15 protein-coding genes are annotated in these 14,258 nt (G+C 62.6%); 10 read left to right on the top strand and 5 right to left on the bottom strand.

All coding sequences use genetic code 11. The features are described from left to right. Positions 1-11 precede the first annotated feature (11 nt). Positions 12-971: a PhoH family protein gene (locus ARC39_RS03155; RefSeq protein WP_068109813.1), complete on the bottom strand. Its 960-nt coding sequence runs from the start codon at positions 969-971 to the stop codon at positions 12-14. Positions 972-1,423: 452 nt separating this feature from the next. Between ARC39_RS03155 and ARC39_RS03150 the strand changes: the two genes are divergently transcribed. Continuing rightward, positions 1,424-1,747, top strand: a complete 324-nt coding sequence (locus ARC39_RS03150; RefSeq protein WP_068109810.1) for a hypothetical protein — start codon at positions 1,424-1,426, stop codon at positions 1,745-1,747. Positions 1,748-1,763: 16 nt separating this feature from the next. Here the strand turns inward: ARC39_RS03150 and miaB are convergent, their stop codons facing one another. After that, on the bottom strand, positions 1,764-3,083 hold the full coding sequence (gene miaB / locus ARC39_RS03145; protein WP_068109807.1) for a tRNA (N6-isopentenyl adenosine(37)-C2)-methylthiotransferase MiaB: 1,320 nt from the start codon (positions 3,081-3,083) through the stop codon (positions 1,764-1,766). A 143-nt stretch (positions 3,084-3,226) separates the two neighbouring features. Between miaB and ARC39_RS03140 the strand changes: the two genes are divergently transcribed. Beyond that, entirely contained in the window at positions 3,227-4,081 is an 855-nt protein-coding gene (locus ARC39_RS03140; RefSeq protein ID WP_068109804.1) for a glycosyltransferase family protein, read from the top strand. Between the two features lie 55 nt (positions 4,082-4,136). Here ARC39_RS03140 and ARC39_RS03135 read toward each other — a convergent pair whose 3' ends face one another. Then, positions 4,137-5,555, bottom strand: coding sequence for a uracil-xanthine permease family protein (locus tag ARC39_RS03135; protein ID WP_068109800.1), 1,419 nt, complete (start codon positions 5,553-5,555; stop codon positions 4,137-4,139). A gap of 178 nt (positions 5,556-5,733) precedes the next feature. After that, the gene (gene irrA, locus ARC39_RS03130; protein WP_068109798.1) at positions 5,734-6,150 is read right to left on the bottom strand and encodes an iron response transcriptional regulator IrrA; all 417 of its coding nucleotides are present in this window, start codon (positions 6,148-6,150) and stop codon (positions 5,734-5,736) included. A gap of 178 nt (positions 6,151-6,328) precedes the next feature. Between irrA and fabA the strand changes: the two genes are divergently transcribed. The 3 genes from fabA to ARC39_RS03115 are packed head-to-tail and all read left to right on the top strand — an operon-like array spanning position 6,329 to position 8,899. Continuing rightward, entirely contained in the window at positions 6,329-6,841 is a 513-nt protein-coding gene (gene fabA / locus ARC39_RS03125; RefSeq protein ID WP_068109795.1) for a bifunctional 3-hydroxydecanoyl-ACP dehydratase/trans-2-decenoyl-ACP isomerase, read from the top strand. A gap of 32 nt (positions 6,842-6,873) precedes the next feature. Continuing rightward, positions 6,874-8,103 (top strand): beta-ketoacyl-ACP synthase II, encoded by a 1,230-nt coding sequence (locus ARC39_RS03120; RefSeq protein WP_068109793.1) that lies wholly within the window; start codon positions 6,874-6,876, stop codon positions 8,101-8,103. Between the two features lie 7 nt (positions 8,104-8,110). Next, entirely contained in the window at positions 8,111-8,899 is a 789-nt protein-coding gene (locus tag ARC39_RS03115) for an enoyl-ACP reductase FabI (protein WP_068109791.1), read from the top strand. A gap of 79 nt (positions 8,900-8,978) precedes the next feature. Here the strand turns inward: ARC39_RS03115 and ARC39_RS03110 are convergent, their stop codons facing one another. Next, a complete protein-coding gene (locus ARC39_RS03110) occupies positions 8,979-9,434 on the bottom strand; it encodes a VOC family protein (RefSeq protein ID WP_201455700.1) in 456 nt (151 codons plus the stop codon). Between the two features lie 172 nt (positions 9,435-9,606). On the opposite strand from ARC39_RS03110, the gene ARC39_RS03105 reads away from it, so the two are divergent. From ARC39_RS03105 to ARC39_RS03085, 5 genes are all read left to right on the top strand, one after another. Beyond that, on the top strand, positions 9,607-10,296 hold the full coding sequence (locus ARC39_RS03105) for a haloacid dehalogenase type II (RefSeq protein WP_068109788.1): 690 nt from the start codon (positions 9,607-9,609) through the stop codon (positions 10,294-10,296). Further along, on the top strand, positions 10,293-11,129 hold the full coding sequence (locus ARC39_RS03100; RefSeq protein ID WP_068109786.1) for an alpha/beta fold hydrolase: 837 nt from the start codon (positions 10,293-10,295) through the stop codon (positions 11,127-11,129). Before ARC39_RS03105 ends, ARC39_RS03100 begins: the two co-directional genes overlap by 4 nt. Further along, positions 11,126-12,097, top strand: a complete 972-nt coding sequence (locus ARC39_RS03095; protein WP_068109783.1) for a threonine ammonia-lyase — start codon at positions 11,126-11,128, stop codon at positions 12,095-12,097. The genes ARC39_RS03100 and ARC39_RS03095 overlap by 4 nt, the downstream gene beginning before the upstream one ends. Before the next feature lie 23 nt (positions 12,098-12,120). After that, positions 12,121-12,906: a 3-oxoadipate enol-lactonase gene (gene pcaD / locus ARC39_RS03090; RefSeq protein ID WP_068109780.1), complete on the top strand. Its 786-nt coding sequence runs from the start codon at positions 12,121-12,123 to the stop codon at positions 12,904-12,906. A gap of 87 nt (positions 12,907-12,993) precedes the next feature. Further along, positions 12,994-14,244, top strand: a complete 1,251-nt coding sequence (locus tag ARC39_RS03085; protein ID WP_068109777.1) for a TCR/Tet family MFS transporter — start codon at positions 12,994-12,996, stop codon at positions 14,242-14,244. Positions 14,245-14,258 lie beyond the last annotated feature (14 nt).

Below are 14,258 nucleotides of genomic sequence, written 5' to 3'. Positions count from 1 at the left end.
GTCCGGCCAGCTTAGCCGGCTGGCGCATCCGCGTCATAGGCGTCGATGATCCTGGCCACCAGCGGATGCCGAACCACGTCCTTGGCGGTAAAGTAATTGAACGAGATCCCGTCCACGCCTTTGAGTAGTTTCTCCGCTTCGACCAATCCGGAGGTTACGCCGCGTGGCAAGTCCACCTGCGTACGGTCGCCGGTCACTACCATCCGGGATCCCTCGCCAAGGCGCGTCAGGAACATCTTCATCTGCATCGTGGTGGCGTTCTGCGCTTCATCCAGAACAACCGCGGCATTGCTGAGTGTACGACCGCGCATGAAGGCCAATGGAGCGATTTCGATTTTCTTTTCTTCCTTGAGCTTGGTGACTTGCTTGGCCGGCAGGAAGTCATTCAGCGCGTCGTAGAGCGGCTGCATGTAGGGGTCGACCTTTTCCTCCTGCGTGCCCGGAAGGAAACCGAGGCGCTCGCCGGCCTCAACGGCCGGCCGGCAGAGTATGATCCTGTCCACGTGCCCGCCAATGAAGAGATTTACCGCGACAGCAACCGCGAGATAGGTCTTTCCGGTGCCCGCAGGTCCAATTCCGAAGGCAAGCTCATTGGCCATCAGCGCGCGAACGTAGGCTTTCTGCGCCTCGGTCCGCGGTTCCACGATCTTCTTGCGGGTCTTGATCTCCACGCGACCGCCCTGGAACATCTCCAATTGGTCGGCCGGCCGGGGCGCTGCCTCGTCTTCCAGCGCGCCCAGTCGGATCGCCCCGTCGATATCGCCGGGTTCCAGGGGCCGGCCGGCTTCGAGCCGCTCATAGAGTTCCTGAAGAATGACCGCACCGCGCGCCCGCGCGTCTCCATCGCCGATCAGCGCAAGCTGGTTGCCGCGCCGGACGATCTGCAACCCTAGCTGATGTTCGATCTGGGAAAGGTTGCGGTCAAACTCGCCGCAGAGTTCAACGAGGAGACGATTGTCGGGGAACTCCATCGGAGTTTCGAGAATATCGTCGGAAGTGGGCGGTGTGGTCAGGGCGCTGATTCCCAATAATGCGACTCCGCTGCTCGTGTTTGCTCTGAAGTTATGCTGCCCGCCATGCGCCCCGTTTGGCAAGTCGATGGGTACAAAATTCACGCGAGTGACACAAAAAGAGGCGGCGCAATCACAATCGAGTGCCAAATATGGGGTGCGCCGCGCCTGACTACGACCCTGTTTCATGTCGGCGAAGGGGTGTTTCACCGGGTTCGAGCGGTTTTGGCATCCCGCGTTTGCCATGCGGGTAAATGCAAGAGGCGTCAAATTGGAACGTTTCGGTCGGCGAGACTTCACAGCCCCCAGTTCAGCGGTATACTCCGTCGTCGAACGTTCCGTATCGCACCGGCCCGAGATGGGCACCCGGCCGTGCGCGTGTATGTGTTTCTGCCCCAGAGGGAATTCTACTGATGAACGTGAATTATCTGATTGCGGCAATGGTCGCGGGAGCAAGCGTTTTCGCAACCGGCAACGCACTGGCCGATGACCTCCCTTCCCCGTCGGACAACGACCGCATGACGATAAACGTGAGCTGCTACCGCGGCGCGTTGAAGACCGTCGCCTGGGACCGGCCCAATGCGGTGTTTATCGATGACCTGCTCCAGCTTGGCTACACACCGGAACAGGCCGATGCGATCGGCAACCGCGTGTGCCGGGACGAATATGGCGTCGGGAACGGCGCCCACAAGATCGAAACCCTCAAGAAACTGCTGAAAGAGATTCCGCCGGGCTGAGAGGTCGCGCGGCGCCTCAGACCAAGATTCCCGCCAGCGAGTTCGGTGCGCTTTCCGTGATGCGTACGTCCACAAGATCGCCGGGAGACAGGTTCGCGGTCAGGTGCACGGCGTGCAGATGGTCGGATTTTCCGACGACCTGTCCAGGCAACCGCCCGGACTTTTCGACAAGAACGCCCACTGTGCGGCCGACCATCGAATCCTGGACAGCGCGTTGCTGTGCGGTCAGCAGAGTTTGCAGCCGTTGCAGGCGGTCGTCGGCTTTGGCAGGATCGACAACCGGGCGTTCGGCGGCGGGCGTACCGGGGCGCGCCGAATACTTGAACGAGTAGCACTGGCCGTAGCCGATCTCTTCAACCAAGGCGAGCGTCGCGCGGAAATCCTCTTCCGTCTCTTCCGGGAACCCGACGATGAAATCGCCCGACATGAGGATGTCAGGACGGGCAGAGCGGATTCGGTCAACCAGGCGGATGTACTCCTCCGCCGTATGGCCGCGGTTCATCCGCTTCAGGATCCGGTCGGACCCGGACTGCACCGGCAGGTGCAGGTAGGGCATCAGCTTCTCGCAGTCACCATGGGCCGCGATCAGGTCGTCGTCCATGTCGCGCGGATGCGAGGTCGTGAAGCGAATCCGCTCAAGCCCATCGATCTCCGCCAACCTGCGGATCAACCGTGCGAGCCCCCAGGAGTCGGCACCGTCGGCACCGTGGTAAGCGTTCACGTTCTGCCCGAGGAGGGTTATTTCCCGCACCCCCTGTTCGACCAGCCCTTCGGCCTCTTTGAGCACCCGTGCAACCGGACGCGACACCTCTGCACCACGGGTGTAGGGCACCACGCAGAAGGCGCAGAACTTGTCGCATCCCTCCTGCACGGTCAGAAACGCCGTCGGCCCGCGCTTCGGCTTTGGCCGTGCCGGTAGGTGGTCAAACTTCATTTCCTCGGGAAACTCGGTATCGATCGCCGACTTGCCGCCACGCGCCCGCGCCTCCAGTTCCGGCAACCGGTGGTAGCTTTGCGGCCCAACCACCAGATCGACCAGAGGCTGCCGACGCAGGATCTCCTCGCCCTCGGCCTGCGCAACGCAGCCCGCTACACCGATCTTCAGATCGGGGTTGGCCGCCTTGAGGCCCTTGTAGCGGCCAAGCTCGGAATACACCTTCTCCGCCGCCTTCTCGCGGATGTGGCAGGTGTTGAGCAGGATCAGGTCGGCATCCTCGGGGCGGTCGGTCTGGGCATAGCCCTGCCCACCCATCGCCTCGGCCATGCGCTCACTGTCGTAAACATTCATCTGACAGCCGTAGGTCTTGATGTAGAGCTTCTTCGGCGCCTCTGTCATCGGCTTCGCCTCCTGATCGCTGGCGCGCGGCATAGCGCAGCCGGGTCGGCGGCGCAACGCCGCAGCAGCGGTTGCAACCGACCCGGACTTACTCCTAACGTGGCGCCAAGACGGGCGCGCGCCCGAACACGAGACGCCCCCGCATGAATTACTCCGATCTCGAAAGCCTCCTCGCCCACGCTCCCAACGCGCTCGCTCGTGCTCCGGTTGCGGTCATCCTTGCGGAGGACGATGTCGAAATTGCCAGCACCGTGGAGTACCACGTTGAAAAGGGATTCCGCAGCATTGTCCTGCTTCTCGGCGCGGGCATCCAGCCTCCTCCCGGCTTGCCAGATAACGTGCATTCCGCACCCTTCGATCCTCACGCCGTCGATGCGCCCGCCGGCCCGCTCAACCGGCTGATCGCTGCTGCGCCGCCCGGCACCTGGATGTTCTACTGCTATAATGGCGAATACCTGTTCTACCCATTTTGCGAGCATCGCAGCGTCGGCGAGATGCTGACATTTCACGCAGAAGAACGCCGTGACGCGATGCTCGCCTATGTCATCGATCTTTATGCCGACAATCTTGAGCATTGGCCAAACGCCGTTTGTCGCGAACGGGCCCATCTGGACAGGACCGGGTATTTCGCCCTCGCGCGCGCGGGCGGCCAGGACCGGCAGCTCGACTTTTTTGGCGGGTTGCGATGGCGTTTTGAGGAGCACATTCCGAAAGGCAAACGCCGTATCGACAGGGTATCGTTGTTTCGAACACAGCCGGGCTTGCGCCTTCAAACCGATCACACGTTCAACGATGACGAATACAACACCTACGCCTGCCCCTGGCACCACAACCTTACCGCGGCGGTCTGCTCATTTCGGACGGCAAAGGCGTTGAAACTGAATCCGGGCTCGACCTTCGATATCCCGAGTTTCGCGTGGTCCGGCTCCACGAGGTTCAATTGGTCGTCGCAGCAACTCATGGATCTGGGGCTGATGGAGCCGGGCCAGTGGTTTTGACCTGTTAGGGGATCCGAGGGGCGCTCACGCCCCCCGGGACCCAGAGACATCGCACCTAGGTCGACGCAGTTTCGGTATGTGCCATCCCACCGGAGATTTCCTCCGTCGCCTCAGGCACCAGCGGTTCCGGTAGGACGAGGTTCAGCACGATCGCGATGAGCGCCGCAGGCAGAAGCCCACTGGTCATCAGGACCCGGAGCGTTTCGGGCAGATGCTGCACGGCGCCCGGCTCAAGCTGCAGGCCAAGTCCCACCGACAGCGAAATTGCGAAGATCACCATGTTCCGCTTGTTCCAGTCGACATCCGACAGCATCGAGATCCCGGCCGCCACGACCATGCCGAACATCACGATCACGCCACCGCCCAGAACTTCGATCGGCACGGTACGGATAACTGCCCCCACCTTTGGGACAAGTCCGCAGAGGATAAGGAACAATCCGCCAATCGTCACGACATGCCGGCTCATGATGCCCGTCATGGCGATCAGGCCCACGTTCTGGCTGAAGGACGTGTTGGGCAGGCCACCGAATATGCCTGCAACGGCCGAACCCACGCCGTCGGCAAAGGTTGCGCCGGAAATCTCAGCATCTGTCGCTTCGCGCCCGGCCCCGCCTTTGGTGATGCCCGACACGTCGCCAACCGTTTCCACTGCGGAAACAAACGCCATCAGGCAGAAACCGATGATCGCCGCCAGGCTGAACTCGAAGCCGTACTTGAACGGCTGCGGCAAGGCAAAGCTCGCAGCACCTTGCCAACTCCCGGAAACACTCTCGAAACTCAGCAACCCGGTGAGAAGCGCGAAGACATATCCCGCCAGAATGCCGATGAGGACCGCAGAGACCGAAAGCATGCCCTTGGTGAAGAACTTGAACCCAAGGGTTACGAAGACGACGACGAGCGCGGCCGACCAACTGTGGAGGTTCCCGTATTCCGGCGTCCCGATCTTGGGAACGCCGCCTGCGGCGTACTGGATCCCAACCTTGACCAGCGCCAGACCGATCATCATCACGACAAGGCCCGTGACAAGCGGCGGCAACGCGAACCGGATCTTTCCGATCACCGTGCCGAGTGCGGCGTGGAACAGCCCGCCGATGAGAATGCCGCCGAACATTGCTGCAAGCCCGTCGACACCCTTGCCCGCAACCAGCGGGATCATGATCGGAATGAAGGCGAAGCTCGTACCCTGAACAATGGGTAGACGAGCCCCCACCGGACCAACACCGATCGTCTGCATCAGTGTTGCGATGCCGGCGAACAGCATCGACATCTGGATCATGTAAAGCAACTCGGGAAAGTCGGGTGAATTGGACCCGAAGCCGAAGCCGGCGGCTCCCGCAACGATGATCGCCGGCGTCACGTTGGAAACAAACATTGCCAGCACATGCTGGATTCCCAGCGGAACGGCCTTTGCAAATGGCGGCATGTAATCCGGATCGCGCAATTGCTGCGGCGTTCCGATTGAACCGGTGTCCATGTTTTCTGTCCCCTCTTTGTCTGGTTTCCCCACACAAAAAGGCGCGGCCTATCGAGAGTCCCTCTCTTTTTGCGGCTCACGTGAAGTCACAGCGCCGGGATGACCCGAAATCGGGCGCATGACACCGGGATGCTGCAAAAAGTGGCTTTCGCCTGCTAATGCGCAGAAACCGACGAGTTTATCGCCTGCGCAGGCGGATGACGACATCAATGCTCGCGACCTCGGCTCCGTCAGGTGCCTGCGGCAGGCGCGTGATTTCGAGTTCCTCGGCAGGCGCGTCGGTCAGGCGCTGGTCGTCTTCCCAGAAGAAATGCGGGTGGTCCGTCGTATGCGTATCGAAATAGCTCTTCGTTCCATCCACTGTGATCTCCCGCATGATCCCGGCATCACAAAATGCCCGGAGCGTATTGTAGACAGTGGCGAGCGAAACAGATTCCCCCGCATCGCGGGAGGACTCGAAAAGGCTCTCAGCGGTAACGTGGCGATTACGCCCGTCGCCTACCAGCAACGCTGCCAGCGCAAGCCGCTGCCGCGTCGGACGCAGCCCGCCCTTGGCAAGCCACTCGGCTCCGCGTGTACGTTCCTGATTGGTCATGAACCTGTTTCCGCTAACTCCAATTCAAGTCATGAATATGCGCAATTCGGCCCGAAATTCAATTGAAAACAGGTCGCAACATGCGAAGGTCACGGCAGCGGTGGCGCTCTTGCGCCGGTCGGACGGGCGGTGATAGAGAGCGCGGAGCAAGATGACTGGCGCCGGGAGGAAGGACTTCATGTCCGAAAGACAGACACGGTTCGAAAAAGAGGATCTGCTGCGGTGCGCGCGCGGCGAGATGTTCGGCCCGGGCAATGCGCAGCTTCCGCTGCCGCCGATGCTGATGGCAGACCGGATCACCGATATCTCGGAGGACGGCGGCGAGTTCGGCAAGGGCCACATCGACGCGGAATTCGACATTTCGCCCGACCTTTGGTTCTTCGAGTGCCATTTCCCCGGCAACCCCGTCATGCCGGGCTGCCTTGGCCTCGACGGTCTCTGGCAGCTCACCGGATTCGGACTCGGTTGGCGCGGTCTCAAAGGGCAGGGATTTGCGCTCGGCGCGCAAGAAGTGAAATTCGCCGGCATGGTTCGCCCCACCTGCAAGTTGGTCACCTACCGCATCGACTACACCCGTGTCATCGACCGGAAGCTGAAGCTGGGCGTGGCAAACGGCAAGGTCTATGCTGACGGCGAAGAAATATACGCCGTAACCGGGCTGAAGGTCGGCCTGGCAGAAGCACAATCCTGATCCGCAACGGAACTCTCGGAAGGAGGTCCAACATGCGTCGCGTCGTCGTCACCGGTCTGGGCATCGTCTCGCCCATCGGCAATTCCGCCGACGAAGTCACCGCCAGCCTCCGTGCAGGCGCGTCGGGCATCGCCTTCGATGAAACCATGGCAGAGCACGGCTTTCGCAGCCAGATCTCCGGCCAGCTGAAAATCGATCTGGCCGAGCATATCGACAAGCGGACCCTGCGGTTCATGGGGCCGGGCGCGGCCTACGCCCATATCGCCATGAGCCAGGCCATCGACGACGCGGGACTGGACGAAAGCGATGTGGTGAACGTTCGGACGGGCCTTGTCGCAGGCTCTGGCGGCCCCTCCACGTCGGCGATGCTCGCCGCCCATCAGACCGTGCTCAAGACCGGCGCCACGAAGCGGATCGGACCCTTCGCGGTGCCCAAATGCATGTCGTCCACGATCTCCGCAAACCTTGCGACTGCGTTCAAGATCAAGGGAATCAACTACTCCATCACCTCGGCTTGCTCGACGTCGCTGCATTGCATCGGCAACGCGGCCGAGCAGATCATGATGGGCAAGCAGGACGTAATGTTCGCTGGCGGCGGTGAGGAGCTGGACTGGACTCTTTCCTGCCTGTTCGACGCCATGGGCGCGATGTCTTCCAAGTACAACGACAGCCCGGAAACCGCGTCCCGCGCCTTCGATGCAAACCGCGACGGCTTCGTGATCGGCGGCGGCGGCGGGATCGTCGTCCTGGAAGAGCTGGAGCGCGCCAAGGCCCGCGGCGCCACGATCTATGCCGAAGTCACCGGCTTTGCCGCCACCTCCGACGGGCACGACATGGTCGCGCCTTCCGGCGAGGGCGGAGAGCGGGCGATGCGGCTTTCGCTCGATACGATCCCGGACGGCCGGAAGGTCAGCTATATCAACGCGCATGGAACCTCCACGCCAGTCGGTGACGTGGGAGAGATCGAGGCCGTACGTCGGGTTTTCGGCGAAGGAAAGACGCCGCCGGTCTCCTCGACCAAGTCGATGACCGGCCACGCGCAAGGCGCGGCCGGCGCATTGGAAGCCGTCTTCTGCCTGTTGATGCTAAGAGGTGACTTCATTGCGCCTTCCATCAACATCACCGAGCTCGACCCGGCATTGAACGCCAACGAGATTGCGACGGATCTGGTCGAGGCTGCCGGCTTGGATACGGTCATGACGAACAGTTTTGGATTCGGCGGAACGAACGGTTCCATGCTTCTTTCGAGATACGACGGGTAAGGGCGACATGGCGGAATTGATGAAAGGCAAGCGCGGCCTGATCATGGGCGTGGCCAATGATCGCTCTATCGCATGGGGCATCGCGAAGGCGATGGCGACCGCCGGGGCGGAACTTGCCTTTTCCTACCAGGGAGAGGCCTTTGGCCGCCGGGTTGAGCCCCTGGCGGAATCCCTCGGCTCGGATATTCTGATCGACGTCGACGTGACCGATGACGCCTCGCTCGATGCCGGTTTCAACCGCTTGCGTGAAACATGGGGCACCCTGGATTTCGTGGTGCACGCCATCGCCTACTCGGACAAGAACGAGCTCGGCGGCCGTTTCATCAACACGACACGCGACAACTTCCGTAATTCCCTTACGATTTCCTGCTACTCGCTGATCGATGTGGCCCGGCGCGCAGCGCCGATGATGCCCAACGGCGGCACGCTCCTGACCCTGACATACCAAGGCTCCAACCGTGTCACCCCGTACTACAACGTGATGGGTGTGGCGAAGGCGGCATTGGAATCGACAGTGCGCTACCTCGCCAACGACCTCGGCCCGGACGGAATACGGGTGAACGCGGTTTCTCCCGGCCCGATGAAGACACTTGCAGGCGCAGCGATCAGTGGCGCGCGCAAGACCTTCCGGCTGACCGAAACCAACGCGCCCCTTCGCGCCAATGCAACTCTGGACGCGGTCGGCGGAACCGCCGTCTATCTGGCGTCGGAGGCAGGTGCCTGCACGACCGGCGAAATCATCCACGTGGACGGCGGGTATCACGTGCTCGGGATGCCGCAACCGGAAAACATCTGACCCACGCGCGCAAGGCGATGCATGACGTGCCGTGCCGAGATTTCGTTCGGCGACGGTTCGAGCCGGGCGACCCAGCTACTCAGACAGGGAAATTCTCTTCGTCGTCCTCGCTTTCGTCCGCGTCGAACGCCTCCTGCTGCACAAGTTCGTCGCCCGGGAAAACCGGGGTCATGAGCCCCACGACGGCGCCGCTCGCATCGCCGACAGTTGCGATTCGCCCGACACCCGGCACATCGAGGGGCGCCCGGATGACAGTCCCGCCGGCGAAACGTGTTGTCTCCATCGCGCGGTCAACGTCGTCCACAGCGATATAGGTGATCCAATGTGATGGCATTTCGTCGAATTGCGCCTGTCCGGTCATGTCCATGATACCGGCGACCGGTTTTCCGTGCACAATTGCAACGTGGTAGTCGCTACCTTCGGCGGGCATCGCATCGAACGCCCATCCGCAAACGTCCCTGTAGTATTTCAATGCGCCCGGCACATCGCGTGTCATCAACTCGCTCCACCAGATCGCTCCGTGATTCAGGCTCATGGCGCACCTCCCCTGCTGCCGGCACCTCAATTCACGCCCCTGCGGCGTGCCCGCAGTCTAGCCGAGGATTCGCGGTTGCAACACGAGACGACGCGGCGCAGGACGCGGGCGAAAATGTGCATGTTCAACGCTCCGGCACTGTGCAAATGTCGAACCCGTGGGAGGGCCATGCATGACCATCCGTATCGCCGTATTCGATGCCTATGGAACTCTGTTCGACGTGGCCGCCGCCGCGCGGCGCGCGGCATCCGAGCCGAACAGCACCGCGCTGGCGACCCATTGGCAGGCACTCGCGCAAATCTGGCGCGACAAGCAACTCCAATACACCTGGTTGAGGGCAATTACCGGGGCGCATACCGATTTCTGGCACGTGACGACCGAGGCACTCGACTACGCGCTCGAAGCCACCGGCCTTGGTGGCGACGATGCGCTTCGCTCCCGGTTGCTCGCACTCTACCGTGAGCTCGACGCCTACCCCGAGGTTCCCGCCATGCTGCAGGCCCTGCGGCAAGCCGGGCTGAGGTCCGCGATCTTGTCGAACGGATCGCCGGACATGCTGCAAGCCGCCGTTGAGACGGCTGGGCTCGGCGCGGATCTGGATGCGATTCTGTCCGTGGAGTCGGTGGGTGTTTTCAAGCCGGACTCCCGGGTTTACGATCTTGTCGGCGAGCACTTTGGCTGCAACCGATCCGATGTTCTCTTCGTTTCCTCAAACGGATGGGACGCGGCAGGCGCTTCGGGCTACGGCTTCGAGACCGTTTGGGTCAATCGGGCCGGGTTGCCCGTGGATCGACTGCCATGGCGGCCGGCTCATGTCTTGCCTGATCTGACGAGAATTCCGGAGCTTGCCAGTACTCGATGACCCGGTTTTTCCACGCGCCTGACGGCCTGCGCCTGGCCTATGACGACCGGGGCAGCGGCCACCCGATCCTGTGCCTTGCCGGTCTTACCCGAAATATGGCGGATTTCGAGCCAGTGCGGGAGACCTTCGCCGACAAGGCCCGGATCATCCGCCTGGACTACCGCGGCAGGGGCCTTTCCGAGTGGGACCAGGACTATCTCGGGTACAACGTTATCAACGAAGGTCGCGATGCAATTGCGTTGCTCGACCATCTCGAAATCGATCGTGTCACGATCCTCGGCACATCGCGCGGCGGCCTGATCGCGTTGACATGGGCCGTTGGCCATGCCGACCGCCTCCACGGTGTGATCCTGAACGACATAGGCCCGGCCATCGACGCCCAGGGTCTGTCGCAGATCATGTCCTACCTCGGTTTTCGCCCACAGTACCGCGACTACGAGGATGCCGCCGACCGCCTCCCTCAGGACATGGCCCCGCGGTTTTGCAATGTATCGCGGGAGCAGTGGCGGGCTTTCGCGCAACGCGTCTGGAAGGAAGCCCCGGACGGTCTCGACCTGCGGTATGACCCGGCGTTGCGCCGCTCGGTCCTGGAACAATCCGCGAGTGGCACCCTGCCAGACCTCTGGCCGCTCTTCGAAGCACTGAAGCCGTTCCCCACCGGGTTGATCCGCGGCGCCAACTCCGACCTGCTGTCCCAAGCAGCCGTCTCCGAGATGCTGCATTGCAAGCCCGACATGATCTACGCCGAGGTGCCGGATCGCGGCCACGTCCCGTTTCTTGACGAGCCCGAAGCCGTTTCGGTCATCGAAACCTACCTGGATCGCGCCACATGAATATCGCGGAGATCGAAGCTGCCGCCGCCCGGCTATCGGGCCGGGCACGGCGCACCCCCTTTCTCTCCTCCCCCTTTCTCGACGAGATCGCCGGTCGCCCGGTCCACGTGAAGACCGAGTGCCTGCAGCATACGGGCAGCTTCAAATTCCGCGGCGCGTGGTCCGCCATCTCGACCTTGCCGGAGGGAACCCGCGGTGTGATCGCCTTCTCATCGGGCAACCATGCGCAGGGTGTGGCCATGGCCGCCCGGCTGCGGCGATTGCCGGCTGTGATCGTGATGCCGGCGGATGCCCCTGCCCTGAAACGCGCCAACACGGAAGCACTTGGAGCCGAGGTCATCGCCTACGACCGCGCCAACGAAGACCGCGACGCCATCGGAGAAGCTCTCGCGACAGAGCGCGGCCTCACGCTCATCCGCCCCTTCGACGACCCCCTGGTGATCGCAGGGCAAGGCACCTGCGGGCTGGAGATCGCCGAACAGGCGGCGGAGGCCGAAATCTCCTCGGCAACCGTGCTTACCTGTTGTGGAGGTGGCGGGCTGACGTCGGGCATTGCTCTGGCCCTCGAAGCACGGGCGCCGACGCTCCGGGTGCGCCCGGTGGAACCCGAGGGGTTCGACGACGTGGCACGCTCTTTGTCCGCTGGCAGGATCCTCTCCAACAAGGCAATGAGCGGATCCATCTGCGACGCCATCATTACACCGTCACCGGGGCGCCTTACATTTCCCATCATGCACCGCCTCTGCGGACCGGGGCTTACCGTGAGCGACGAGGACTGCCTCCGGGCGATGTACCTCGCGTTCCTGCGGCTCAAGATCGTACTGGAACCGGGAGGCGCCGCCGCCCTCGCCGCTGCACTGTTTCACGGCGATTCTCTCGACGACGGCCCGGTGATCTGCACTGCCTCCGGCGGCAATGTGGATCCGGGGGTTTTCCAGAGCGCTCTGGAACGTTACGGGAAGACGTGACGGCAGTTCAGGAGGTGACGACGATGCGGATGGCTGATCTTGGCGATATCGCCCTTCACTGGCGCGAGGACGGCAATCCCGACGGTGCGCCCATCGTATTCGCCAACTCCCTTGGAACCGATCTCAGGGTCTGGGACAGAGTCGTCGCCAGGTTGCCGCAGCGCTACCGCATACTGCGCTACGACATGCGCGGACACGGACTCTCCGACTGCCCCGACGGTCCCTATTCCATGGGCACGATGGTGCGTGACGCCGAGCGACTGATGGACCACCTTGATGTGAACGGTGCGGTGTTCGTCGGGCTCTCCGTGGGGGGCATGGTGGCGCAGGGCCTGGCCGTGAAGCGGCTGGACCTCGTTCGGGCGATGGTGTTGTCGAACACCGCCGCGAAGATCGGGACAAAAGAGATGTGGGAGGATCGGATCGCCGGAGTGCGGACTGGCGGACTGGAATCGCTGGCCGACTCGATCATGGAGAAGTGGTTTACACCCGCGTTCCGGTCCACGCCCGAATGCGCAGGATGGCGCAACATGGTCACGCGCACGCCGGTCGCGGGGTACGTTGGTACCTGCCACGCTATTGCTGGCACCGATTTCTATACCCCCACCTCGGGTCTCGCCCTGCCGACGCTGGCAATTGCGGGTTCGGAAGACGGATCGACACCGCCGGACCTTGTTCGGGAGACGGCGGAGTTGGTGAAGGGGTCGGAGTTCCACCTGATCCGGAACGCCGGCCATATTCCTTGTGTCGAACAGCCGGACGATTACTCTGATCGGCTTAGTAAGTTCCTGACCGCAATCGGCCACTAGGTGCGATGCAGGGGTCATTGAAAGACCTTTGAGATTCCCTTTCCGGTGTTTCCGCTCGCGGCATCGAACCGTCCGAGATTCACAGTCATGACTGAACCAGAGACCAATCCCCCGCCGACCGGTGACCATCGGCTTCCGCTGGCCTTCATCCTTGCGACGCTGGTGATCGATGCGATGGGAATTGGTCTTATCCTGCCGGTCATGCCAGAACTCATCGGCGAGGTTCACGGCGGCTCCCTGGCGGAGGCCGCCGTCTGGGGTGGAATTCTCGCAACCGGTTTTGCGGTCATGCAGTTCCTTTTCGGCCCTGCCCTGGGTGCGCTCTCCGATGCCTACGGGCGGCGGCCCGTGCTACTCGTGTCGCTCGCGGTCATGGCTGCCGACTACCTCGTGATGGCCCTGACCCATTCGATCTGGATTCTGTTGGTCGCCCGCATCGTGGGTGGCATTCTCGCGGCGACCCACGCAACGGCCATGGCCTTCGTCGCCGATATTTCTCGTCCGGAGGAAAAATCCGCTCGTTTCGCGCTCACCCATGCGGCCTATGGGGTGGGATTCGTTCTGGGGCCATTGATCGGCGGCCTGCTCGGCATCTTCGGGCCACGCGCGCCGTTCTACGCGGCCGCGCTCCTGGCGTTGGCAAACTTGTTCCTCGGCCTGGCGGTCCTGCCGGAAACCGTCACCGACCGTATCCGCCGCCCCTTTTCCTGGGCACGCGGCAATCCCTTTGGCGCTATCGCTCAAATCGGCCAGCTCCCGGGCGTCGGGCGGCTGCTCACGGTGCTGGCAATCTACGAATTCGCGCTCTACGTCTACCCCGCGATCTGGGCCTATTTCACACCCGTGCGGTTCGGATGGGACACGCCGATGGTGGGCACCTCTCTCGCCGTCTTCGGCGTCGGCTATACCATCGTGCAGGCCGGGTTGATCCGCCCGATCCTGAAGCGCCTGGGCGATCATGGCACCATATTCTTCGGACTGAGCTTCGAGGTGGGCATCCTCGCCACGCTGGGTATGGTCACGTCCGGTACGATCGCTATGATCCTGACCCCGATCTCGGCAATCGGGTCCGTCGCCGTGCCGGCGCTTCAGGGCGTGATGTCTGCCCGCGTCGGCGAGGACGCGCAGGGTCAGTTGCAAGGCGTCATAACGTCGACGATCTCGCTGGCCACCGTGCTCGCGCCACTCGTCATGACACAGGTCTTCTATGCAACGACGCGCGAGGGCGCGGCCTATCACAACCCGGGCGCGGCTTTTCTGCTCGCCGCCGTGCTCATGGTCGGCGGCGTGATACTCTATGTCGCCGGTACGCAAGAACGCGCGGACAATCCGAGGTGACGCTGCCCGAAAGG

Origin of the sequence: Tropicimonas marinistellae, from assembly GCF_001509585.1 — a bacterium.
GTDB classification, from domain to species: Bacteria; Pseudomonadota; Alphaproteobacteria; order Rhodobacterales; family Rhodobacteraceae; genus Tropicimonas; species Tropicimonas marinistellae.
The sequence above is the reverse complement of the archived record's forward strand: the minus strand, read 5'-3'. Positions and strand labels throughout refer to the sequence as shown.